The 23319-nt window shown below is 65.6% G+C and carries 18 protein-coding genes; 8 read left to right on the top strand and 10 right to left on the bottom strand.

Annotated elements, in window-relative coordinates:
- Positions 1–216 precede the first annotated feature (216 nt).
- Positions 217–1662: an OprO/OprP family phosphate-selective porin gene (locus tag ABQ137_RS02105; protein WP_047127880.1), complete on the top strand. Its 1446-nt coding sequence runs from the start codon at positions 217–219 to the stop codon at positions 1660–1662.
- A 152-nt stretch (positions 1663–1814) separates the two neighbouring features.
- Here the strand turns inward: ABQ137_RS02105 and ABQ137_RS02100 are convergent, their stop codons facing one another.
- The 3 genes from ABQ137_RS02100 to msuE all read right to left on the bottom strand — a co-directional run bounded on the left by ABQ137_RS02100 (position 1815) and on the right by msuE (position 4620).
- Positions 1815–2846, bottom strand: coding sequence for a methionine synthase (locus ABQ137_RS02100; RefSeq protein WP_039513239.1), 1032 nt, complete (start codon positions 2844–2846; stop codon positions 1815–1817).
- A gap of 28 nt (positions 2847–2874) precedes the next feature.
- Complete coding sequence (locus ABQ137_RS02095; protein WP_016904546.1) at positions 2875–3858, bottom strand: DUF1852 domain-containing protein; 984 nt, start codon at positions 3856–3858, stop codon at positions 2875–2877.
- A 168-nt stretch (positions 3859–4026) separates the two neighbouring features.
- Positions 4027–4620: an FMN reductase gene (gene msuE, locus ABQ137_RS02090; protein WP_184515562.1), complete on the bottom strand. Its 594-nt coding sequence runs from the start codon at positions 4618–4620 to the stop codon at positions 4027–4029.
- 97 nt (positions 4621–4717) lie between these two features.
- On the opposite strand from msuE, the gene ABQ137_RS02085 reads away from it, so the two are divergent.
- The 4 genes from ABQ137_RS02085 to ABQ137_RS02070 all read left to right on the top strand — a co-directional run bounded on the left by ABQ137_RS02085 (position 4718) and on the right by ABQ137_RS02070 (position 9525).
- Positions 4718–5632 carry a LysR family transcriptional regulator gene (locus ABQ137_RS02085; protein WP_065033084.1) on the top strand — a complete coding sequence of 305 codons (915 nt, stop codon included), beginning with the start codon at positions 4718–4720 and terminating at the stop codon, positions 5630–5632.
- Positions 5632–6297, top strand: coding sequence for an epoxyqueuosine reductase QueH (locus ABQ137_RS02080; RefSeq protein ID WP_039517469.1), 666 nt, complete (start codon positions 5632–5634; stop codon positions 6295–6297). Before ABQ137_RS02085 ends, ABQ137_RS02080 begins: the two co-directional genes overlap by 1 nt.
- 117 nt (positions 6298–6414) lie before the next feature.
- Positions 6415–7290 carry a methylenetetrahydrofolate reductase gene (locus tag ABQ137_RS02075; protein WP_184515559.1) on the top strand — a complete coding sequence of 292 codons (876 nt, stop codon included), beginning with the start codon at positions 6415–6417 and terminating at the stop codon, positions 7288–7290.
- 276 nt (positions 7291–7566) lie between these two features.
- Positions 7567–9525, top strand: coding sequence for a choice-of-anchor X domain-containing protein (locus tag ABQ137_RS02070; protein WP_184515556.1), 1959 nt, complete (start codon positions 7567–7569; stop codon positions 9523–9525).
- Positions 9526–10209: 684 nt separating this feature from the next.
- On the opposite strand, the gene ABQ137_RS02060 is transcribed toward ABQ137_RS02070, so the two are convergent.
- Positions 10210–10968: an SDR family oxidoreductase gene (locus ABQ137_RS02060; RefSeq protein WP_046344942.1), complete on the bottom strand. Its 759-nt coding sequence runs from the start codon at positions 10966–10968 to the stop codon at positions 10210–10212.
- 98 nt (positions 10969–11066) lie between these two features.
- On the opposite strand from ABQ137_RS02060, the gene ABQ137_RS02055 reads away from it, so the two are divergent.
- Positions 11067–12002, top strand: coding sequence for an AraC family transcriptional regulator (locus tag ABQ137_RS02055; RefSeq protein ID WP_104593749.1), 936 nt, complete (start codon positions 11067–11069; stop codon positions 12000–12002).
- A 106-nt stretch (positions 12003–12108) separates the two neighbouring features.
- On the opposite strand, the gene ABQ137_RS02050 is transcribed toward ABQ137_RS02055, so the two are convergent.
- The 3 genes from ABQ137_RS02050 to ABQ137_RS02040 are packed head-to-tail and all read right to left on the bottom strand — an operon-like array spanning position 12109 to position 17996.
- Positions 12109–13563, bottom strand: a complete 1455-nt coding sequence (locus ABQ137_RS02050; protein WP_503021180.1) for an efflux transporter outer membrane subunit — start codon at positions 13561–13563, stop codon at positions 12109–12111.
- On the bottom strand, positions 13563–16712 hold the full coding sequence (locus ABQ137_RS02045) for an efflux RND transporter permease subunit (RefSeq protein WP_349781047.1): 3150 nt from the start codon (positions 16710–16712) through the stop codon (positions 13563–13565). Before ABQ137_RS02045 ends, ABQ137_RS02050 begins: the two co-directional genes overlap by 1 nt.
- A 9-nt stretch (positions 16713–16721) precedes the next feature.
- A complete protein-coding gene (locus ABQ137_RS02040; protein WP_349781505.1) occupies positions 16722–17996 on the bottom strand; it encodes an efflux RND transporter periplasmic adaptor subunit in 1275 nt (424 codons plus the stop codon).
- A 237-nt stretch (positions 17997–18233) separates the two neighbouring features.
- On the opposite strand from ABQ137_RS02040, the gene baeS reads away from it, so the two are divergent.
- A complete protein-coding gene (gene baeS, locus ABQ137_RS02035; protein ID WP_047127867.1) occupies positions 18234–19613 on the top strand; it encodes a sensor histidine kinase efflux regulator BaeS in 1380 nt (459 codons plus the stop codon).
- Positions 19613–20320: a response regulator gene (locus ABQ137_RS02030; RefSeq protein WP_126965424.1), complete on the top strand. Its 708-nt coding sequence runs from the start codon at positions 19613–19615 to the stop codon at positions 20318–20320. The genes baeS and ABQ137_RS02030 overlap by 1 nt, the downstream gene beginning before the upstream one ends.
- An 83-nt stretch (positions 20321–20403) precedes the next feature.
- Here ABQ137_RS02030 and ABQ137_RS02025 read toward each other — a convergent pair whose 3' ends face one another.
- The 3 genes from ABQ137_RS02025 to ABQ137_RS02015 all read right to left on the bottom strand — a co-directional run bounded on the left by ABQ137_RS02025 (position 20404) and on the right by ABQ137_RS02015 (position 22988).
- Positions 20404–21543, bottom strand: coding sequence for an MFS transporter (locus tag ABQ137_RS02025; protein WP_349781046.1), 1140 nt, complete (start codon positions 21541–21543; stop codon positions 20404–20406).
- Positions 21544–21675: 132 nt separating this feature from the next.
- Positions 21676–22527: a formyltetrahydrofolate deformylase gene (purU, locus tag ABQ137_RS02020; protein ID WP_166771548.1), complete on the bottom strand. Its 852-nt coding sequence runs from the start codon at positions 22525–22527 to the stop codon at positions 21676–21678.
- A gap of 68 nt (positions 22528–22595) precedes the next feature.
- Complete coding sequence (locus ABQ137_RS02015) at positions 22596–22988, bottom strand: XVIPCD domain-containing protein (protein ID WP_016901471.1); 393 nt, start codon at positions 22986–22988, stop codon at positions 22596–22598.
- Positions 22989–23319 lie beyond the last annotated feature (331 nt).

The following is a 23319-nucleotide window of genomic DNA, read 5'->3' as shown; positions in this document are numbered from 1 at the left end:
CTGACACGCGCCAGACACGCAGCTGACACAGCGTTGCGCTGTGCGGGGCCGCCGATGTCACCAAACTGACATCAAATCTAAATATAACTGCACGCATTGCCGCACCGTCAGGACGACCGGGCGCCTGGTGGGCGTGCCGGCGCCGTGTTCGCCGCCCGCCGGGCAGCGCCGGCCTGACGCTGCCGCCGACCCGTTTCCCTTGCACGAGCCGGACCAATGAAAAAACGCAATCTCGCCACCGTCCTGTGCGCCCTCAGCGCGACCGCCAGCGGCAGCACGCTGGCCGCCGAGCTGGAGCTGTACGTCGACCGCAAGACCAAGCAGATCTTCGCCGAGCCGGCCCCGGGCCGCGACAAGCTGGGCAAGTTCGTGCAGGTGGACGAGAACGGCAAGCTGCCGGCGTCGGCGATGCCGGCCGCACCGGCACTGCCGCCCGCCCCTGCGGCGCCGGTGCCTGCCGACACCGCCATCGCCCAGGCCGCACCTGCACCCGTACCGGCTGCGGCACCGGCCAAGGCTGGCGAGGCCGGCAAGAAGTGGTACGACAAGCTGAGCCTGCGCGGCTACACGCAGATCCGCTACAACCAGGGCATCGGCGGCGACGCGCAGGATCTGCGCGCACCCGGCGACCGCTTTATCGGCAACGACCAGAGCCTGGGCATCCGGCGTGCGCGCCTGGTGCTGAGCGGCGATCTCAACGAGCACGTGTCGCTGTACTTCCAGCCGGACTTTGCGAGCACGCCGACCGGTTCGACCACCTCCAACTTCGCGCAGCTGCGCGATGCGTATGCCGACATCTACTTCGACAAGAAGCGCGAGTACCGCGTGCGCGTGGGCCAGTCGAAGATGCCGTACGGCTGGGAGAACCTGCAGTCCAGCCAGAACCGTCTCACCCTGGACCGCGCCGACGCGCTCAACTCCGGCCTGCGCGACGAACGCGATATCGGTGCGGTGTTCTACTACAGCCCCACCGTGGCCAAGGGCCGCTTCCAGGACCTGGTCAAGTCGGGCTTGAAGGGCTCGGGCGACTACGGCGTGATCGGCGCCGGCGTGTATAACGGCCAGGGCGCCAACCGCGCCGAGCGCAACGACAGCATGCATGCGGTAGTGCACGCCACCTACCCGTTCAAGTTCGCCAACGGCCAGTACCTGGAAGTGGGTGCCGATGCCTACAGCGGCCGCTTCGTGCCGACCGCGGCGGCAGTCAACATCGGTGGCCGCAGCTTCACCCCGGCCATCACCGACCCGAACGGCTACACCGACCAACGCGTGGCCGCGCACATCATCTACTACCCGCAGCCGTTCGGCCTGCAGGCCGAGTGGACAGTGGGCCGCGGCCCGGAGCTGGATGTCGCACAGCGGCGCATCCGCACCCGTTCGCTGAGCGGCGGTTACGTGCAGGCGATGTACAAGCACGATGGCAGCTACGGCACCTTGCTGCCGTACCTGAAGTGGCAGACCTACCGCGGCGGCTCCAAGTTCGACACCAATGCGCCGCGCATGCGCCTGGACGAAGTGGAAGCCGGCGTCGAGTGGCAGCCGATGGATGCGCTGGAACTGGTGTTCGCCTACTCGAAGATGAAGCGCACCGACGTCACCACCGCGCCGTATCCGGTGGTGGAAGGCGACTTGCTGCGGCTGCAGTTGCAGGTCAATTACTGAGCCCTGCACCGTGATGGAAGACCAACAAGCCCCCGCATACGGGGGCTTGTTGGTGGTTGTGTCGCTAGCCGTGGTGGCGACGTGCGTCGGCACGATGGCGCTAGCCGCGGCCCTGTTGCTTCGGCCGCCGACCCAGCGCCGGCACCGGCGCGCTAGCGGGCTGCCAGTTCTGCGCGAATGATGTCTGCGCCTGCGCTGAGGGCCTTGAGCTTGCCTCTTGCAACATCACGGGCCAGAGGCGCCATCCCGCAGTTGGTGGACGGGTAGAGCTTGTCGGCATCGACGAAGCGCAGCGCCTTGCGCAGCGTAGCAGCCACTTCTTCCGGCGTTTCGATCGTATTGCTTGCCACGTCGATGGCCCCGACCATCACCTTCTTGCCGCGCACCAGTTCGATCAGGTCGATCGGCACATGCGAGTTGTGGCACTCCAGCGAGATGATGTCGAGCGTGGATGTCTGCAGCTTGGGAAACGACTCTTCGTACTGACGCCACTCCGACCCCAGGGTCTGCTTCCAGTCGGTATTGGCCTTGATGCCGTAGCCGTAGCAGATGTGGACGGCGGTCTCGCACTTGAGTCCTTCGACCGCACGCTCGAGGGTGGCAACACCCCAGTCGTTGACCTCGTCGAAGAAGACATTGAAGGCCGGCTCGTCGAACTGGATGATGTCCACGCCGGCCGCTTCAAGCTCCCTGGCTTCCTGGTTGAGGATGACGGCAAATTCCCACGCCAGCTTTTCTCGGCTTTTGTAGTGCGCGTCGAAGAGGGTGTCGATCATCGTCATCGGGCCAGGCAGCGCCCATTTGATCGGCTGGCGGGTCTGCTGGCGCAGGAACCTGGCATCGTCCACGAACACCGGCCTGGGACGGCTCACCGCGCCAACGACAGTGGGGACGCTGGCGTCGTAGCGATTGCGGATCCTGACGGTTTCGCGCTTTTCGAAATCGACGCCGCTGAGGTGTTCGATGAAGGTGGTGACGAAATGCTGGCGGGTCTGCTCGCCGTCGCTGACGATGTCGATGCCGGCGTGCTGCTGTTCCTGCAGCGACAGGCGCAATGCATCCTGCTTGCCTTCGATCAGTTCCTCGTCCTGTAGCTTCCAGGGAGACCAGAGTTTCTCCGGCTGCGCGAGCCAGGACGGCTTGGGCAGGCTGCCGGCGGTGGAGGTAGGGAGCAGCTTTTTCATGATGAGTGGTGTCTTGCGTTCTTGTTGATCAGACAGCGTGGTGGGAAACCCACTGCGCGAGAATCTTGCCGTAGGGCCTGATGAAGTGCTCCTCGGTGAATTTGCCCTGCGTCACCGCGAGCTGGCTGCGCTCTTCCCGGTCGTAGACGATCTGGGTAGAGGAATAATCCTGGTGCTTCAGGCTCGGCTGGTAGATGGCCCCCGCCGCGGAATTGGCGTTGTAGATTTCCGGGCGGTAAATCTTCTGGAACGTCTCCATGGTGCTGATGGTGCCGATCAGTTCCAGATTGGTGTAGTCGTTGAGCAGGTCGCCGAAGAAGTAAAAAGCCAACGGAGCGACGCTGTTGGGAGGCATGAAATAGCGCACCTGCAGGCCCATCTTCTCGAAGTAGCGATCGGTCAGGGAAAACTCGTCCTGCCGGTATTCGATGCCGAGCACGGGGTGCCGGTTGCCGGTTCGGTGATAGACCCTGCTGCTGGAGACGCTGATGCAGATGACCGGCGGCTTGGCGAAACGCGCCGTATAGGCGTCCGAGTCCACGAAGTGCTTGAACAGCTTTCCGTGCAGGCTACCGAAATCGTTCGGGATACTGAAGCCGGACGCGTCCTGATTGTGCGCCGGCAGCAGCACGCTGAAATCGTAGTCGCGCACGTAGGAGGAAAAATTGTTCCCTGCAATGCCATCGATGCGCGCGCCGCTCGTCTTGTCGAGGATGCTGGGCTTCAATATCTCGATCAGCGGAAATGCATCGCCGCTTTCGTTCTCGCCGATGTTCATCTCGACAGAGATGATGTCCAGCTCCACCGCGTAGCGGTCGCGGGTGGGGTTATCCCAATGCGCCAGGTCGTTGCAGCGGTTGTTGATCATCGCAAGCGTATTGCGCAGGTTTTCCTGCCGACGCTGCCCCCTGGCCAGGTTGGCAAAGTTCGTCGTGTTGCGCGTGTTGGCCGCGGGACGGTAGTCCTCGTCAAACCGCTGACGTTTGATGCTGAAGGTGAATTCCTGAGTCATTGCAAGCTGACGCCTTGTTTCCGAAATTGATTACGAGCGCAGGTCTCGGCGCAGGGGTGGATCCCTGCTGGATGGATGCCGGGACTCTGGATCTGCGGACAGTTGCCAACCGATCCTGTAGCCGGCGAAGGGTGTGGTGGCCCGCCGCGCAACGGTGGCCGGGTGGCCTCAGGCCGCGGCCACGTTTTCTGCGGCAATGGCACCTGCCTGCCGCGTCAATGCGATCAGCGGCAATGCCCGCTGCACCGCCAGCCTGGCCCGCTCGGCCAGGGCCTCGTTATGCACGCGGTAGTCCAGGAAGTCGCGGTCGGTGGCGTAAACGCCCAGCGGCAAGGTGCGCGCCTGGAAGAAGCTGAAAAGTGGCCGCAACTGGTGGTCGATCACCAGCGCGTGGCGCTCGCTGCCGCCGGTTGCCGCCAACAGCACCGGGGTGTCGATCAAGGCATCCTGGTGGATGAAGTCGAAGAAGTGCTTGAACAGCCCGGTGTAGGAGCCGCGATAGACCGGCGTGGTCACCACCACCACGTCCGCCTGCTCCACGGCCGCAAGTTCCTGCTCCACCGTTGCCGGCAGCTGCGAGCGCCAGACCGCACCGGCGAACTGTGGCGCCAACGCCCCGAGTTCGACCAGATGTTGCTCGCACGGCACGGCAGCGGCGATCAGCGCCAGCAGGTGCTCGGCCAGGGCGACGGCCTTGGAGGGGCGCTGCAGCCCGCCGGAGACCGCGACGACGCGGAGGGGGGGTGGCACGTTGACAGTCATGCGGGTGAACCTGAAACGACGAACCCCGATGCTAGGGCTCGCGTTCAATGAAGTAAAATGGTGTTATTTCAACAATCCATGAATTCGGATCATCTGAATGCTTGAGCGCATCCATCTCACCATCGTCCAGCAAGTCGAGCAGCAAGGCTCGCTGACCGCTGCTGCCGGCGTGCTGAACCTGACCCAGTCGGCGCTGAGCCACAGCATGAAGAAGCTGGAGCAACAGCTGGGCACCGACGTGTGGCTGCGCGAGGGACGCAACCTGCGCCTGACCCAGGCCGGCCAGTACCTGCTGGCGGTGGCGAACCGGGTGCTGCCGCAGCTGGACCTGGCCGAGGAGCGCCTGGGCCAGTTCGCACAGGGCGAACGCGGCGCACTGCGCATCGGCATGGAATGCCATCCCTGCTACCAGTGGCTGCTCAAGCTGGTAGCGCCCTATCTGGCCACCTGGCCGGATGTGGATGTGGACGTCAAGCAGAAGTTCCAGTTCGGCGGTATCGGCGCGCTGTTCGGCTACGAGATCGATCTGCTGGTCACGCCCGACCCGCTGTACAAGCCCGGGCTGCGGTTCGAGCCGGTGTTCGACTACGAGCAGGTGCTCGTCGTGGCCCGGAGCCACACACTGGCGTCGGCCGCCTACGTCAAGCCCCAGCAGCTCACACGCGAGGTGCTCATCAGCTATCCGGTGGACCTCGAGCGCCTGGACATCTACAGCCAGTTCCTGCTGCCGGCCGGTGTCACGCCCAGGCGCCACAAGGCCATCGAAACCACCGACATCATGATGCAGATGGTGGCCAGTGGCCGCGGTGTGGCCGCCATGCCACGCTGGCTGGTGGAGGAATACGCCGCCAGGATGGACGTGGTGCCGGTGCGGCTGGGCGCGCGCGGCATCGCCAAGCAGATCTTCCTGGGCGCACGCGAGGCCGATATCGCCGTCGACTACCTGCGCGCCTTCATCGAACTGGCCCGCCAGCCTGCCAATGGCACCGCCACGACATCCGGAGCCCACTGATGGATACCACCGCAACCCGCACGCCACTCCCACTGCCTGCCGGCCACGACAAGGTGTTGCTGCATTCCTGCTGCGCGCCATGCTCCGGCGAGGTGATGGAGGCCATGCTGGCGTCCGGCGTCGACTACACCATCTTCTTCTACAACCCCAACATTCATCCGCGCAAGGAATACGAGCTGCGCAAGGACGAGAACATCCGCTTTGCCGAGCAGTGCGGCGTGCCCTTCGTCGATGCCGACTACGATCGGGACAACTGGTTCGAGCGGGCCCGCGGGATGGAGAACGAACCCGAGCGCGGCGTGCGCTGCACCATGTGCTTCGACATGCGCTTTGAACGCACCGCGCTGTATGCGCACGAGCACGGCTTCCCGGTGATCACCAGCTCCCTGGGCATCTCGCGCTGGAAGAACATGCAGCAGATCAACGACTGCGGCGTGCGCGCTGCGGCCAGGTATCCCGGCTTGATGTACTGGGAATACAACTGGCGCAAGGGCGGCGGTTCCTCGCGCATGGTCGAGATCAGCAAGCGCGAGAACTTCTACCAGCAGGAATACTGCGGCTGCGTCTACTCGCTGCGCGACACCAACCGGCACCGCGTGGAAAGCGGGCGCAATCGCATACAACTGGGCGTGAAATTCTACGGCGATGCGGAACAGGACGATTAAGTGCCGGGGGGGGGGCCAGGACGCCGCCGGAATTTCAACGTTCTCCCTGGCCCCTGCCCGCTCGATCAGGGCTGACGCAGCGGCGCAGTCAATCACCACCACAGGACGGCAACACCCTTGATCGACCCGGACACGCCCAGCCTCACCGGCACCATCACCGAGGCCTATTCGCTGGAGGTCAGCGCAAAGCACATTGCCGGGCTGGCTGCTGCGGCGCCCCGGATCATGCATGGCGCAACCATTGCAATCCCCTACCTGCCCAACCAGGACGACGACGCGCGGCTGGCCGCGGCACGGATGGTGCGCACACTCGGCTTTCAGCCGATGCCGCACCTGTCCGCGCGCCGTATCGCCTCGCGCGAGCAGCTGCATGCCTTTGTCAGCCGCGCCGTCGATGACGCCGGCGTCGAGCGCTGTTTGGTGATTGCGGGCGATCCGCCTGCTCCGCTCGGGCCGTTTTCGGACAGCTTGTCGCTGATCGATACCGGGGTCTTTGAGCGCAACGGCATCCGGACCATCGCCGTGGCGGGGCATCCGGAAGGGCATCCGAGCATGCCTGCAGCCGATCGATGGGAGGTGCTGCAACGCAAGTGTCGCAGCATCGCCGAGCGCGGCATGGCGCCGCTGATCGTCACCCAGTTCGCGTTCGATGCCGACATCGTGCTGACGTGGCTGCAGGCGCTGCGCGCGCACGGCATTGCATATCCCGTGCGTGTGGGCGTAGCCGGTCCTGCCGGCGTGGCGGTGCTCGCACGCTATGCCGCCAGCTGCGGTGTCGGCGCATGCGCATCGATGTTGTCCAAATACGGCATCTCGCTCGGCAAGCTGTTGGGTACTGCCGGGCCGGATCGTTTTGTGGAACGGCTGGCCACTGGCCTGACTGATGCGCACGGCGAGGTCCGCATGCACTTTTATCCGTTTGGCGGCATCGCACAGACTGTCGCGTGGGTAGAGCAGTACCGCTCCCTTACCACACGCGGCCGGGCGGACTGAAACCCGCCACATCCGGCGCCCGCGCAGCATCTGCAGACCTCTGACTTTCATCCGGCGACGCGTCGTGGACCTCGACATGTCCACGACCTCGATCACAGTCTGTACTTTTTATTCCTGGCGGTTTGTTTGCTGCGCGTGAGGTGTTGCAGCGCACAGCAGACCTGTCACAAGCGCGCGGTATAACCATCGGCGAATCGCGGCGAGGGGGCGCTGCATCCGATGCCGTTGCCATGCGCGGCGGCATCGCTTCTGCAACGTTCAAGGAGAGATGTCGCCATGCCGAAGCCGTCGCTGTTGTCCCTGCTGTGCACCCTGTCGCTGGTCTCCACGCCGCTTGCCGCGGCCGAGCTGCAACCCAAACAACTGGCTGGCCCACCGGAGGAGTTCGCGCAGATGCGCGCGCCCGATCCGGCCGAGTCGGCGATCCTGTCCAAGAGCGCCTTGCTGCCGGTGGAGTTGGCGCCGGCCGGCAAGTCTGCACGCTGGCAAGGCACCTTGCCGGTGGAGAACGGCCATCTGCGTTTCATGGTGCTGGCCGGCGATCAGCCGTGGGAGGCGGCGGTGACTGCACCACGCGTTGCCGGCGCACGTGCCGCTGCTGTTGCACCGCAGCTGCAGGCACAACGCACACTGTTGGGCAGCGCCGAGAGCGGCACCAGCGGCATGCGTTACGCGGTGGAGTCCGCGCAGAACGGCAACTGGGCGCTGACGTTGCAATCGGCGGCGCCGGTGGCGCAACGCGGGTATGTGCTGATGGAAGGCGATGCGCGCACGCAGCTGGCCTCGTACCCGCGCCATCGTCGGCAGCAGGTCGGCCAGTCGCTGACGCTCAACGCCTTGCTCAGCGGCAACGATGCAGCCGGCGCGAGCTTGCTGGCCGCGCAGGCGGGGCAGATCGAGACAGCGAGCCTGCGTGTGATCGACCCGCAAGGCGGCATCCGCACGCTGCCGATGGCCGATGACGGGCAGCACGACGACGGTGCTGCCGGCGATGGCGTGTATGGCGGCACGTTCCAACCGACAGCCGAAGGCACCTGGATTGCACAGGTGATCGTGCGCGGTCGCGACCAGGCCGGGCAGCCGTTCGTGCGCACCAGCGAGCATGTGTTGCCGGTGCTGGATACCTCCCTGCGTCTGCTCGGCAACGCACTCAGCGCACGCGCTGCCGACGGCACCCGGCTCAGCATTGCCTTGCCGATCGCCGCGCGCGGCAAGGCACCATCGCATTACCGCGTGTTTGGCCAGGTTTGGGGCACCGATGCCAAGGGCAAGGACGTGCCGGTGGCGTGGATCGGCGGCATGCTGACGCCGCAGCAAGGCCAGCTGCCGTTGAGCCTGGACGAGCGCTGGGTCGCGCGTGCCGGTGCGCGTGCGCCGTTTACGCTGCGCGGGCTGCGCATCGAAGACCCGGACCATTACATCCCGCTGGTACAGGCCGACACGCTGCCCTTGCAGCTGCCCGCGTTGCGCCGCGCCAGCATTGCGCACTCTGCCGCCGCGATCGACGAGAGCATGCGCATGGGGCCGCGTCCGACGACGCTGGCCCGTGCCAGTGCGATGGCGCAACCGCAGGCCACGGGGTCGCAACTGGTGCTGGTGCACGGCTATTGCTCCAACGGCGTGTGGCCGCAGGCGCAGTTCACCAATGCGTCCTCGTTCCTTGATGCCAAACAGAACCGCAGCAACGACCAGTTCGCACAGCGCTTGGCGCAGTTCGCCAGTCAGTGGTCCTCGTTCGCGACGGTGGCGCACAGCCAGGGCGGCATGGCCGCGCTGCATCTGTATACCTACTACTGGAGCGGGCTGGATAACGCCACGGGTGGGCGGGTGATGCAGTCGGTCGGCACGCCGTACCAGGGCACCAATCTGTCCGGCATTCTGGCGGCGGTGGGCTCGTGGTTCGGCGTGGGTTGCGGCACCAATACCGACATGACCTACGACGGCGCCAAAGCCTGGCTGGCCGGTATTCCGGCCGATGCGCGTGCCAAGGTCAACTACTACACGACCTCGTTCGCCAAGACCAACTGGTACACCAACGACTACTGCAACGCGGCCTCGGACCTGGTACTGAACGACCCGGAAGATGGCACCGTGGAGCAGGTCAACGCGCAGCTGCCGGGCGGCGTCAATCGCGGCCACACCACCGGGCAATGCCATACCACAGGCATGCGCGACCCGGCGCAGTACCTGGATGCCAGCCGCAATGCAGTGATGAACGCCAACGCCGCGAAGTGATGCGGTTCTAGCAATGTGCAATGCGATGGCCGGCGTCTGCGTCGGCCATCGCAGCGTGCGTGGGAACACGTCGCGTGTCGGCGACTGGCACGACTCCTGCGTTCACAGAATTCGATTCCTCCTCCCTTGAAGGTGACGAGGTCCCAACGGGAGCTTGACCCCTTCTCCCGCCGGGAGAAGCTGCCCCGCAGGGGCGGATGAGGGTACGGGCAAAGCCTCTCAATTCTCACTCTTGTGTGGCTTCGCTCCGTACCCTCTCCCCCAACACCTCTACAGAGGAAAGAGGGGCTTTGGTTGCCTTGAAAGGTGATTGAACGCTGTGGGTGCATCGGTTTTTAGAGCGGATGATTTGCGGGTTTGCTGCAGGGCCCTTGCCCGCCCACCATCGCAGGACACGCTGCAAGTACGTCCTTGTTAGCTCTTACGCGGCATCCATGCCGCGTAAGGTCCCGCGACGGTGGGCGGGCAAGGACCAGTCGAGATAGTCGGTGTGCAGGGTTTTAAACAAAGATACCGATCAACTCTCTGGTGCGGTGTCCTCGCCGATTGCGGGACCGTGTGGCGGCATGGATGCCGCCACCGAGCCCCCAGGGATGGGTTCACGGCGTGTCCCGCAAGCGGTGAGGGCACCGCGCACTCGACCGACTCAGCTTTTGATTTCGGTACAGCGGTCGAAAGGTTTTACTAGCCACTCCAAGCCGCTTCGGAAGCCCACAGTTCTGCATCCGCGCCTGCAGGAATAAACATCGGCGCGGCCGGATCGGTGGCTGCGCGCCAGATGGCCTGCGCGACATCGATCGACTGCGTTTCGGGGCCGGCGGATGCGCTCATGCGCGCCATCGTCTGTTGCATAAACGTTCCATAGACCTCGTCATCAAGACCGCGAAGACCCGCGCGGGCATTGGCACGAAATTCCGTCTCCCCGCACGAGCCCGGCGAGACGATGCGCACGCGGATACCGAAGTCCTCCAGCTCGGCGGCCAGCGATTCGCTCAGCGCATTCACCGCGGCCTTGGCTGCGCGGTAGGCACCGATCAGTGGGAGGGGTTTGAGCGTTGCGCTCGACGACACGTTGACGATGACCCCGGCGTGGCGCGCACGCATCTGCGGCAAGACCGCCTGGGTTACCGCAAGCGTGCCGAAGGTATTGGTCTCGAACAGATCACGCACCGACTGCAGGCTTGCCAGTTCCAGCGGCGCGGGCGCACCGGAGCCTGCATTGTTGACGAGAACGTCGACCGTGCCGGCCGCAGCGATCGCGGCCTGGATGCTCGCGGCATCGGTGACATCGAGCTGCAACACCCTCATTCGTGGCGACGCAGGAAACAGGTCTTCGCGTGGAGTGCGCATGGTGGCGACCACATTCCAGTCGCGCTCTAGGAAGTAATTGGCGGTCGCCAAGCCAAAGCCGGATGAGCAACCAGTGATGAGTACGGTTTGCATGAAGCGCCCTCGGTGATGTTGTGAGGGATGTACGTTAGGCGTCGAACATCGTACTTGCGATATTCTAAAGTGCTTAATTCATTTGCGAGAGTCCAATGCTGCCCGACCCGCTTACCGAGGTTGTCCTGCTGCTCAGGCCGGCGGCACGGTTTTCCAAGCTTGTCGTGGGCGCCGGTGCGTGGTCGGCACACCGCTCCGATGCGCCAGGCCCGTTTTATTGCGCAGTGATCGAAGGGACGTGCCGGCTGACGCTCGAAGATGGCGAGGCGCGTGTTCTTGAAGCAGGCGACTTCGTGCTGGCACCGGCCATGCTGGCCGTCACGCTCTCCAGCCTGCAGGCGTCGACCGGGCAGGCCCACACGGTGCCGACCAACATGGGCGATGGCACTTTCCGTATCGGCGCGCAGGACGGCCCGGCGGATCTTCGCATCGTGATTGGGCATTGCAGCTTCGGCTCGCCCGATGCCGCGCTACTGGTGTCGCTGCTGCCCCGGCTGGTGCATGTGCGCAGCGAGCCGCGACTTACCACGCTGGTGACTCTGGTTGGCGAAGAGGCACGTGCAACCCGGCCCGCACGCGAGGTGGTGCTTGCGCGGCTGTTGGAGGTGCTGTTGATTGAAGCATTACGCTCGCTGACAGCGAGCGACACGACGCCAGGACTGGTGCGCGCGTTATCCGACGCGCGGCTGGCGGCGGCAATGCGTGCACTGCACGGTGCACCGGCGCATGCGTGGACGGTCGATGCATTGGCCAAGGAAGCGGCGCTGTCGAGATCATCGTTCTTTGCGCGCTTCAACCGGGCAATGGGCATGGCGCCGATGGAATATCTGCTGGCATGGCGCATGGCGCTGGCAAAGACGCTTCTGTCAGAACAAGGGCTTGGCGTAGCGCAAGCCGCGCAGCGTGTGGGGTATGGCTCGGCAAGCAGTTTCAGCGTTGCCTTCACCCGCCATACCGGCAGCCCACCATCGCAGTACGCGCGCGAGCGTGCTGCAGCGCCTGCAATGTCTGCAATGTCTGCAGACGCTTTGTAACGGCATCAGGTGTGCCAGACCCGAGCGCGCAGTGCCGCCTGCAGCTGCAGTGAGAAACAGCTGCAACTGCAGGCAAGTGCCCTCGCACTGGCGCATCGATGCATGACTACTGTTGCGCTACCGGTGGCGGTTGCGATTGCGCATCGGCGCCGCCGCCGAGCACCTTGTACAAGGTCACCCGGTTGCTTGCTTCGGTCAGCCGCAGGCTGATCAAGGTCTGCTGTGCGCTGTAGAGCGAGCGCTGCGCGTCCAGCGCCACCAGATAGCTGTCCACGCCGTTGCGGTAGCGCGCATCCGACAGGGTGAAACCGCGTTGTGCCGCATCCACCAGTGCGCGCTGCGCGTCCATGCGTTCGTCCAGCTGGGTGCGCTCGGCCAGCGCGTCGGCCACTTCGCTGAAGGCGGTCTGGATCGCCAGTTCGTATTGGGCGATGGTGATGTCCTTCTGCAGCTTGGCCACATCCAGTTCGGCCTTCAGCGCGCCGGCGCGGAAGATCGGCAGGCTCACGCTGGGCGTGAACGACCAGGTGTGGTCGCCATCGAACAGGCTGGACAAGGCATCGCTGCCGCGCCCGACATTGCCGGTCAGCGAGATGGAGGGGAAGAACGCCGCACGCGCCGCGCCGATGTCGGCATTGGCGGCCTTGAGCGTGTGCTCGGCCGACAATACGTCCGGGCGCTGCAACAGTACGCGCGATTCCAGCTGCGCCGGCAACGGTGCCAATGCCACGCCGCTCTCGATCGCATCGGCAGCCGGCAACAACGCCGCCGGTACCGACGTGCCCACGACCAGGTTCAACGCATTGCGCGACTGCGCCAGCTGGGTGGTGAAGCTGGCGACATCGGCGCGCGCGCTTTCCACGCTGGTCTGGATCTGCGCCAGATCCAGCCCGGAGACGATGCCGTTGTCGTGCTGCAATTCGGTCAGACGCAGCGTCTTGCGCTGGCTCTCCAGGGTCTGCTGGGCAAGTGCCAGCCGCTGCTGATCGGCGGCCACGGTGAGCCAGTCGCTGGCCACTTCGGCCACCAGGCTCAGGCGGGTGCTGCGCTGGGTCTGCTCGCTGGCCAGATAGGTTTCCAGCGCTTCGTTCTTGAGGCTGCGGATGCGCCCGAACAGGTCCAGCTCCCAGCTGCTGATGCCCACCTGCCCGGTGGCGCTGCGGATGATCTGTGGCGCGCCGGTGAAACTGGTCGCGGCCGCAGCACGTTGCGCCGTGTGCGAGACGGTGGCGTCCACCGCGGGAAACAGGTCCGCACGCTGGATGCGGTACTGCGCACGTGCCTGCTCGATATTGAGCACGGCCACGCGCAGGTCGCGGTTGTTGTCCAGCGCCAGTGCGACCACCTGTTGCAGGCGCGCATCGACCAGCACCTGCCGCCAATCCAGCCCAGCCGCAGCGGTAGTGCGGCCATCGGCACTGTCGCCATGGGTCGCGCTGCCGGTGTCGCCGACCACGCCGGGCACCGGTGCGTCCGGGCGCGCATACCGCGGCGCCATGCTGACGCAGCCGCTCAATGCGATGGCACAGGCCGCCGCCAGGCTGAGGGATGTCGTGCGCATCATGGCGTTACCTCGGAGGTGGAAACGACGGGGGAGTGCGTGGCAGCCTTGCCGGGAAACAGGCTGCGCACCATCACGTAGAACAACGGCACGAAGAAGATGCCCAGCACGGTGGAGGCCAGCGTGCCGCCGAGCACGCCGGTGCCCAGCGAATGGCGTCCGCCCGAGCCGGCGCCGCTGCTGATCACCATCGGCAGCACGCCGAGCATGAAGGCCAGCGAGGTCATCAGGATCGGGCGCAGGCGCATGCGTGCGGCGTGCAGGGTGGCCTCGATCAAGGGCTGGCCTTTCTCTTCCAGCTCCTTGGCGAACTCCACGATCAGGATGCCGTTCTTGGCGGCCAGGCCCATCGTTGCCAGCAGGCCGACCTGGAAATAGATGTCATTGGACAGCCCGCGCATCCAGGTCGCCAGCAGCGCGCCGACGATGCCCACCGGCACGGCCAGCATCACCGAGATCGGGATCGACCAGCTCTCGTACAACGCGGCCAGGCACAGGAACACGAACACCAGCGACACCGCATACAACATCCAGGTCTGGGTGCCGGCGGCCTGTTCCTGATACGACATGCCCGACCAGGCGTAGCCCACGCCCTTGCCGATGCCGTCCACTTCGCCGGCGACCGCGGTCATCGCATCGCCCGAGCTGATGCCGGATGCGGCGCTGCCGGTGATCTCCATCGATTCGCTGCCATTGAAGCGGGTCAACACCTGCGGCGCATACGCCCAGGCGCTGCTGGCGAACGCCGAGAACGGCACCATGGCGGCGTCGCTGTTGCGCACGTACCAGCGGTCGATATCGCCGGGCAGCATGCGTGCGGACGCTTCGCCCTGCACGTACACGCGCTTGACCCGGTTGTTATTGAGAAAATCGTTGACGTAGCGCCCGCCCATCACCGTGGAGAGCGTGGTGTTGATGTCGGCTGCGGCCACGCCCAGCGCGCCGGCCTTGGCATCGTCGATCTGCACGCGGTAGGTCGGCGCATCGTCCAGGCCGTTGAAGCGCACCGCTGTCAGGTTCTGATTGCCGTTGGCCAGCTGCAGCAACTGCTTGCGTGCTTCCACCAGCGCCTCGTGGCCGTTGCCGGCGGCATCCTGCAATTGCAGGGTGAAACCGGAACTGGTGCCCAGCCCGTTGATGGCCGGCGGCGTCAATGCAAACACCTGCGCGTCGGGCAGCGTCATCATCATCGCGCCGGTGATGCGCTGGGCCACCTCCTGCGCCGAACCCTCGCGGTCGGCCCAATCCTTCAGGCGGATAAAGCCCATGCCCGAGTTCTGGCTGCTGCCGGCCAGGCTGAAACCGGAGATGGTCATGATGCCCTGCACTTCCGGCTGCTTGAGGATGAACGCGGTAGCCTGGTCGATCGACTGCTGGGTGCGTTGCTGGGTGGCACCGGCCGGCGCACTGAACATCACCATCAGCATGCCCTGGTCTTCCTCGGGCAGGAACGCGCTGGGCAACCGCCAGAACAGCAGGCCAAGCACCACCAGCAACAGCGCGTAGACCAGCGAGCCGAGCTTGCGATGGCCGACCACGCGCTCCACGCCACGCCCATAGCGCTCGGTACCGCGATCGAAGCGGGTGTTGAACCAGGTGAAGAAGGTGCCCAGCGCGCCCTTGCGCGAGACATGGCCGCCCTTGTCGATGGGCTTGAGCAAGGTGGCGCACAGCGCCGGACTCAGGGTCAGCGCGACCACCAGCGACAGAATCATCGCCGCGGCAATGGTCACCGAGAACTGCCGATAGATCTCGCCGGTGGCGCCGCCGAAGAAGGCCATCGGCAGAAACACCGCCGTGAGTACCAGCGCGATGCCGACCAGGGCGCCGGTGATCTGGCCCATCGAGGTGTGCGTGGCCTCGCGCGGCGACATGCCCTGCTCGGCCATCAGGCGCTCGACGTTTTCCACCACCACGATGGCATCGTCCACCAGCAGGCCGATCGCCAGCACCATCGCGAACATGGTCAGCGTGTTGATCGAAAAGCCCAGCAGCGACAACACCCCGAAGGTGCCCATCAGCACCACCGGCACCGCGATCACCGGCACCAGCGTGGCACGCCAGTTCTGCAGGAACAGGTACATCACCACGACCACCAGCACGATCGCTTCGATCAGGGTCTTGACCACTTCCTCGATGGAGATGCGCACGAACGGTGTGGTGTCGTAGGCGACCTCGTATTTCAGGCCAGCCGGAAAATACGGCTTGAGCGCATCCAGCTTGGCTTCCACCAGCTTGGCCGCGTCCAGCGCATTGGCACCGGTCGCCAGCTGCAGGCCCATGCCCGAGGCGGCCTTGCCGTTGAACTTGGAACTGGAGCCGTAGGATTCCGAGCCCAGCTCCACCCGCGCGACATCGCGCAGGTACACCGTGGCGCCGCCGGCATCGGACTTGAGCACGATGTTCTCGAACTGCGCCGGTGTACGCAGCTTGCTGCGCGAGGTCACCGTGGCATTCAACTGCTGGCCCTGCAGCGCCGGCAATGCGCCCAGTGCGCCCGACGAGACATCGGCGTTCTGCGCGGCGATCGCGCTGCTGACATCCGAGGGCATCAATGCGTAGGTGTGCAGTTTCTCCGGATCCAGCCAGACGCGCATCGCGTACTCGGCACCGAACACGTTGACGCTGCCGATGCCGTTGAGGCGGCTGATCGGGTCCTGCAACGAGGACACCATGTAGTCGCCGATGTCGGTGCTGTCCATGCTGCCGTCTTCGGAAGTGAAGGCCAGCACCATGAACATGCTGCCGCTGGCTGACTTGGTCACGGTCACGCCGTTGGTCTTGACCTCGTCAGGCAGCAGCGCCTCGCCTTGCGACACCTTGTTCTGCACCTGCACCTGCGCGGTGTCCGGGTCGGTGCCGGACTCGAAGGTCAGCGTGAGTTGCGCGGTGCCCGCCGAGCTGCTGCTGGAGGACATGTAAAGCAGATTGTCCAGGCCTGTCATCTGCTGTTCGAGGATCTGGGTGACCGAGTTCTGCACGGTCTCTGCGGAGGCACCGGTATAGGTCGCACTGACCGTGACCGAGGGCGGTGCGATGTCCGGGTATTGCTCCAGCGGCAGCGAGAAGATCGAGATCGCGCCGGCCAGCGTGATGACGATGGCGATGACCCAGGCGAAGATGGGGCGGTCGATGAAGAAACGAGCCATGGGATTTCCTCAGTCGGCCTTGGGCGTGGCGCTGGCCGGCGCTGCAGGCATCGGCGTGGCCGCACGCGCAGCGGCGGCGGGTGCACTCGGTGTGCCTGCAGCGGCTGCACTCGGCGCCGCTGCAGACGCGGCCGCAGTGGCGCTCACCTCGTACGTCTTCACCGGCATGCCGACCTGGATCTTCTGCAGGCCCTGCACGATCACGCTCTCGCCCGCAGACAGCCCTTCGCTGACCACCCAGCGATCGCCCACCGCATCGCCGGTCTTGAGCACGCGCTGCGCCACCTTGCCATCGGCGCCGACCACCATCGCCACCGCCTCGCCCTTGCTGTTGCGGGTGACGGCCTGTTGCGGCACCAGGATCGCCTGCTCGTTGACCGCCATCGACAGCACCGCCTTGACGTACATGCCGGGCAGCAGCAGATGGTCGGGGTTCGGAATCACCGCACGCAGCTTCACCGTGCCGGTGGTGGCATCCACCGCGGTATCCACCACTTCCAGCGTGCCGGTGCGCGCGTAGGCAGTGCCGTCTTCCAGCAACAGCTTGACCTCGGCCTTGCCATCGACCGCCTTGAGCTGGCCGGCATCGAGCTTGCGCCGCAGCTGCAGCAGCTGCGCGCTGGACTGACTGACATCCACATAGATCGGATCGAGCTGGTTGATGGTGGTGAGCACATCGGTCTGGTCGGCGGTGACCAGCGCGCCCGGTGTGAAGCTCGAGGTGCCGATACGGCCGCTGATCGGCGCGGTGATACGGGTGAAATCCAGATTGAGCTTTGCGGTCTGTAACGCCGCCCTGGCCGCGGTGACTGCGGCTTCGTTCTGGCGCAAGGTGGCGGTGGCGTCGTCGCCGTCCTGCTGGCTGACCGCATCCAGCTTGACCAGCGTCTGATACCGCTGCGCCTTGGGCCTGGCCGACAGCACCGCCGCTTCGGCCTGCGCCAGTTCGCCTTGCGCGGACGCGTACGCGGCCTGGAACGGCGCCGGCTCGATCTGATACAGCACCTGCCCGGCCTGCACCTGCTCGCCTTCGGTGAACAGCCGCTTGCGCAGGATGCCGCCCACTTGCGGGCGCACCTGCGCGCTTTGATAGGCCACGGTGCGCCCGGGCAGCGTCTGGTCCAGCGCCAGGCGCTGCACGTCCACGCGTTGCACGCCCACTTCCACTTGCCGCTGCTGCGGCGCTTGCGCAGGCGAACACGCCGCCAGCGCGACGGTGATCATGGCGGTCAGCAGCCACTGACGCGGCACCACGGCAGAACGGGAGGAAGCAACGCAACGCATACGGCGCACTCGGGGGTGATCGGAGGATGCGCACGCTACGCTGCGAATATGGAGCAAATTTGAAGATTTGCATCGGCAGACAGCAGGCGCTTGCTTTCGGGGTTTAATGAAGTCCCAATACGGTTGTGCACGACACGCGCTACACCGGCAGCGGCAGGCGCCGCTGCTGCAACATGGCGTGACTGCAGCAAGCACCCCGTGCCTGACCTCGTTCGCAACAAGGTTGTCCCAGCCTCGATGAAACTCGGAATCACCGCCAAACTCTTCCTCGCCATCCTCAGCGCCTGCATTGCAGTGCTGCTGATCAATGGCCTGGCCGGGCAGCTGTTGCTCAGGAAGCAGTTTCTCGACTATCTCAGCGAGCAGGGCATCGAGCGGATGCTGGAAGTGTTGCCGCGCGTGCAGGCCGACTACGCCAAGCACGGCGACTGGAACTTCATCCGCGACAATCCCGACGCCTGGTTCGTGCTGATGCGCCCGGAGCTGCCGCAGAACCTGCCGCCACGCGCACCACCGATCTCCGATCAGACCGGCGCGGTGTTTCGTTTCGCGCTGCTGGATCGCGACTACCGGGTAATCATCGGCAACCCCGATGTCAGCCGCACCGACACGCTGCGCCCGGTGGTGGTAAACGGGCAGACGGTGGGCTGGATGGGCATGCTGCCCTTCGAGAAGGTGCTGACCGCCAACGACGCGCGCTTCTACCAGGCCCAGCAACGTCTGTGGTGGACTGTCGGCGCGGCGTCCATCGTGGTGGCCGCGCTGTTCGGCTGGCTGCTGTCGCGCACCTTGCTGCGGCGCGTGCGCAGCCTGACCGCGGCAACCCATCGCCTGGCGGCCGGCGACTACGGCACGCGCCTGGAGGCGCGCATGCGCGATGAGCTCGACCAGCTCGCGCGCGACTTCAACCAGCTGGCGCAGGCACTGGACAACAACGAACGCGCGCGTCGCGATTTCATGGCCGATGTCTCGCACGAGTTGCGCACGCCGCTGGCGGTGCTGCGCGCCGAGCTGGAAGCGCTGCAGGACGGCATCCGGCCGATGACGCGCGAATCGCTGACCTCGTTGCACCAGGAAGTCGGCCAGCTCGGCAAGCTGATCGAGGATCTCTACGATCTGTCGCTCACCGATGTCGGCGCGCTGGCCTACCGGCGCGCGCCGATCGATCTGAGCGTGGTGCTGCAGTCCACACTGGCCGGCATGCACACGCGCATTGCCGCAGCCGGGCTCACGCTGCAGGCCCACGGCATCACTGCGCCGTTGCATGTCGACGGCGACGAGCGTCGCCTGCAGCAGCTGCTGTCCAACCTGCTGGAGAACGCCTTGCGCTACACCGATGCCGGCGGCCAGTTGCGGGTGCAGTGCGCACGGCGCGCGCACCTGGTGGAGATCGTGATCGAAGACAGCGCGCCCGGCGTGCCGGCAGACAAGCTCGATCGCCTGTTCGAGCGCTTCTATCGTGTGGAAGGCTCGCGTAATCGCGCCAGCGGCGGCAGCGGGCTGGGCCTGGCGATCTGCCGCAATATCGTCGGCGCGCACGACGGCGAGATCCACGCCACCGCTTCGCCCCTGGGCGGCCTGCGCGTGACGCTGCGGCTGCCGGCCCTGGAGGCATAATGGACGACACCACCACCGCAGCACCGAACGCACACGTGCTCATCGTCGAAGACGAACCGCGCCTGGCCGCGGTGCTGGGCGAGTATCTGCACGCGGCCGGCTATTCGCATCATTGGGTGGCCGATGGTGCGCTGGCGATTACTGCGTTTCGCGCGCAGTCGCCGGATCTGGTCCTGCTGGACCTGATGCTGCCCAATCGCGATGGCATGGAGATCTGCCGCGAGCTGCGCAGCCTCGGCGCGGTGCCGGTGATCATGGTGACCGCGCGCGCCGAAGAGATCGACCGCCTGCTCGGGCTGGAGATCGGTGCCGACGACTACATCTGCAAGCCGTTCAGCCCGCGCGAGGTGATTGCACGGGTGCGCGCGGTGCTGCGCCGCCACCGGCACGATCCCAATGCGGTGCCCACGCATGGATTGCTGATCGATGAGGCCGCCTGCCGCGCCAGCGTGGCCGGGCGCGACCTGGACCTGACCCAGGTCGAGTTCCGCCTGCTGCGCACGCTGTGCGCAGCGCCAGGGCGTGTCTACTCGCGCGAACAGTTGATGGACCACGTGTATGTGGACCACCGCATCGTCACCGATCGCACTGTGGACAGCCACATCAAGAACCTGCGCCGCAAGCTGGCCGAGGTGGGCGGCGAAGAATGGGTGCGCTCGGTCTACGGCGTGGGCTATCGCTTCGAGTACCTAGCCACCGAAGCGTAATCAATATCCCCCCTCGTAGGAGCGTGCCTGCGCGCGACGCACTCCCGATACTCCAGCGACCACAGGCGCGCGACCCTCAACACTCACATCTTCAACCAACGCGTCGACATCGCCACACCGACCATCAGCACCGCAACAGCGAGCAAGGCGCCGACCAGGCCGATGCCATGCGCGGCGAAACCGATCATGGCCGGCCCGGCCAGGATGCCCGCATAGCCGAGTGTGGTGACCGCAGTGATGGCGATGCTCTCCGGCATGCGCGTCTGGTTGCCGGCCAACGAGAACAGGGCCGGCACGATATTGGCGCAGCCCAGGCCGACCAATACGTAACCGGCCAACGAGGCCTGCCATGGGCTCACCAGCGTGAGCACGCAGAAGCCCGCGCTGGCCAGCAGCGCGCCCACCACGATCGAGCGGATGCGCCCCAGGCGCTCCACCACCGCATCGCCCAGCAGGCGCGTCACCGTCATGGTCAATGCAAACACCACATAGCCCACGCCGGCGGTGCTCGGGGCGACCTGGTGCACATCGGCCAGGAACACCGAGCTCCAGTCCAGAATGGTGCCTTCGGCCAGGAACACCACGAACGCCAGGATGCCGATGAACAGCACGATGCCCCTGGGCAGCGCCAGCAACGGCCCCTGTTGCGCCACGCGCTCGGTCCGCCAGTGGCGCACCGACGCCACGGCGACAAGCAGCATGGCGATTACCCCGGCAACCGCCGCGCTCGACGGGGAGAGCTGCGCCGACAGCAGCAAGGTCATCGCGCCGGCACCGACAAACCCGCCGATGCTGAAAAACGCATGGAATCCCGACATCATCGCGCGCCCGGCATCACGCTCGACCACCACCGCCTGCATGTTCATCGCGCAATCCATCGCTCCCACGCCGGCGCCGAACACGAACAGTACCGCGCCCAGCAACCACGGATCGGCGACAACCGCCAGCAACGGCAGGCTGAGGCAGATCAGCGCCGACGTCACCGCCATGACCGCACGGAAACCGAAGCGTGCCGACACCGCGCCGGCCAGCGGCATCGCCAGGAACGAGCCTGCCCCCAGGCACAGCAGGATCAGGCCAAGCGCGCCATCGTCCACGCCGGTCCTGGCCTTGGCGAATGGCACCAGCACCGCCCAGACCGCGGCAGCAAAGCCGGGAATGAAGAACGCCGCGCGGGTGGCGTGCTGTTGCGCGCGAGCGCTGGAGCCGGGGATTAGCGACATGCAAAAAATTCCAGAAGGAAGCGGCGAGGAGAGTGCGACGGTGGCCCAGGCCGGCGCGCTCGCTGGCCGGACCTGGCCCGACCACCGCTCCCTTGCGCGTGCTGCAACCGTCCGTGGGGATATGCGACGCTGCTAGCGAAACACCACCGTGCGATGGCCATTGAGCACGATGCGGTGCTCGACATGGCGACGCACCGCACGGGCAAGCACCAGCGATTCGGTATCGCTGCCCAGCCGCACCAGATCGCGCGGCGTCATCGCGTGATCCACGCGCGCCACGTCCTGTTCGATGATCGGGCCTTCGTCCAGATCTTCGGTGACGTAATGCGCGGTGGCACCGATGATCTTGACGCCGCGTGCGTGCGCCTGATGATACGGCTGCGCGCCCTTGAAGCTGGGCAGGAAGCTGTGATGGATATTGATCGCCCGCCCTGCCAATGCGCGGCACAACGCGGGCGAAAGAATCTGCATGTAGCGCGCCAGCACCACCAGATCGATCTGCAGCGCCTCGACCAGCGCAAGCAACTGCGCTTCCTGCGCGGCGCGCGTGTCGGCGCTCACCGGCAGATGGTGGAAGGCGATGCCATAGGAGGCGGCCAGCGGCGCGAAGTCGGCGTGGTTGGACACCACCGCCGCGATATCCACCGGCAATTGCCGGCTATGCATGCGGAACAGCAAATCGTTGAGGCAATGCCCCTGCTTGCTCACCAGCACCAGCAGCCGCGCGCGGCGGCGCGCATCGTGCAGCTGCCAGTCCATCTGGAATTCATCGGCCAGCTGCGCAAAGCGGCGTTCCAGCCCGACAATGTCGGTGCCCGGCGGTTTGTCGAAGTGCACGCGCAGGAAGAAGCGGCCACTTTCGTCGTCGCCGAACTGCTGTGCGTCGAGGATGTTGCAGGCCAGATCGAACAGCAGCCCGGTCACGCGATAGACGATGCCGGTGCGGTCGGGGCAGGACAGGGTGAGGATGTAGTCGGAGCGCATCGGCACAATGATAGCCAATGCGCCCGGCTGCGGGCGCAGTGCTTGCGCCCGTAACTTTCCGCTGCGACTCAGCGCGGCGGCAGGCGCAGCATCAGCCGCCGATTGATCTCGTCCAGTTGCGCCATCGATGCCTCCACCGAGGTCTCCATCGCTTCCTGGGTGGTGATGTGCGCACGCAGATGCGCCGGATCGGCGAGCTCGCCACGCACCAGAAACACGTTCTCGCCCACCTCGCCGACGTGCCGGCTGAGCACCACGTAATCCACCTGGTCGAAGCCATGTTGCTTGGCCAGCGGCAGCAGGCGCGCGGCCATGCGCACGCTGGCCTCATCGGTGGGTTTGTTCAACTCGGCATCGAGCGCGGCCACCGCTTCGCGGATCTGCGCGAACAGATAGTGGTCCGGATGCTCGGGATGGTCAGGGCCCACCGGGCCCTGGTCGACGACCGGTACGGCGGTCATCGTGTCCCACCGGCGCAGGTCGTTGCGCGCGGTGTGCGCTCGGTCGAACCGAGCGTGATATGCAGGTGTCGCATCGCATCCTCCCTGGAGCGGCGGCTGTCACGAGCCGGCATTTTAGAAGGTCTGCTGCATGTTGAGGTGAGCAAGAGGTGGACCGTGTTGCTGTGAAGCGAAGCGGCGTGAGAGTGGGGAGCAGATGGAGCTGACGGCGTGCGAAATCTGCTGCACGTTGCGTCGCCTCATCCCCTCACCCCAACCCACGCCGCGCCAGCAGCGCGGGCGCTCCAAGGCTTGCGCGCCAGTGACGCGCAAGCCGTACCTCCCCGCCCCG

Source organism: Xanthomonas sp. WHRI 8393, from assembly GCF_040203315.1.
In the GTDB taxonomy this organism is placed as follows: Bacteria; Pseudomonadota; Gammaproteobacteria; order Xanthomonadales; family Xanthomonadaceae; genus Xanthomonas; species Xanthomonas arboricola.
This window is presented reverse-complemented; position numbering and strand designations above follow the sequence as displayed.

Bases quoted from the DNA above. Each gene is read 5' to 3' on its own strand.
- ABQ137_RS02095 (WP_016904546.1), bottom strand. From the start codon at position 3,858: ATGACTCAGGAATTCACCTTCAGCATCAAACGTCAGCGGTTTGACGAG.
- ABQ137_RS02085 (WP_065033084.1), top strand. From the start codon at position 4,718: ATGCTTGAGCGCATCCATCTCACCATCGTCCAGCAAGTCGAGCAGCAA.
- ABQ137_RS02050 (WP_503021180.1), bottom strand. From the start codon at position 13,563: ATGCGCACGACATCCCTCAGCCTGGCGGCGGCCTGTGCCATCGCATTG.
- msuE (WP_184515562.1), bottom strand. From the start codon at position 4,620: ATGACTGTCAACGTGCCACCCCCCCTCCGCGTCGTCGCGGTCTCCGGC.
- ABQ137_RS02105 (WP_047127880.1), top strand. From the start codon at position 217: ATGAAAAAACGCAATCTCGCCACCGTCCTGTGCGCCCTCAGCGCGACC.
- ABQ137_RS02080 (WP_039517469.1), top strand. From the start codon at position 5,632: ATGGATACCACCGCAACCCGCACGCCACTCCCACTGCCTGCCGGCCAC.
- ABQ137_RS02015 (WP_016901471.1), bottom strand. From the start codon at position 22,988: ATGACCGCCGTACCGGTCGTCGACCAGGGCCCGGTGGGCCCTGACCAT.
- ABQ137_RS02030 (WP_126965424.1), top strand. From the start codon at position 19,613: ATGGACGACACCACCACCGCAGCACCGAACGCACACGTGCTCATCGTC.
- purU (WP_166771548.1), bottom strand. From the start codon at position 22,527: ATGCGCTCCGACTACATCCTCACCCTGTCCTGCCCCGACCGCACCGGC.
- baeS (WP_047127867.1), top strand. From the start codon at position 18,234: ATGAAACTCGGAATCACCGCCAAACTCTTCCTCGCCATCCTCAGCGCC.
- ABQ137_RS02040 (WP_349781505.1), bottom strand. From the start codon at position 17,996: ATGCGTTGCGTTGCTTCCTCCCGTTCTGCCGTGGTGCCGCGTCAGTGG.
- ABQ137_RS02045 (WP_349781047.1), bottom strand. From the start codon at position 16,712: ATGGCTCGTTTCTTCATCGACCGCCCCATCTTCGCCTGGGTCATCGCC.
- ABQ137_RS02025 (WP_349781046.1), bottom strand. From the start codon at position 21,543: ATGTCGCTAATCCCCGGCTCCAGCGCTCGCGCGCAACAGCACGCCACC.
- ABQ137_RS02100 (WP_039513239.1), bottom strand. From the start codon at position 2,846: ATGAAAAAGCTGCTCCCTACCTCCACCGCCGGCAGCCTGCCCAAGCCG.
- ABQ137_RS02070 (WP_184515556.1), top strand. From the start codon at position 7,567: ATGCCGAAGCCGTCGCTGTTGTCCCTGCTGTGCACCCTGTCGCTGGTC.
- ABQ137_RS02060 (WP_046344942.1), bottom strand. From the start codon at position 10,968: ATGCAAACCGTACTCATCACTGGTTGCTCATCCGGCTTTGGCTTGGCG.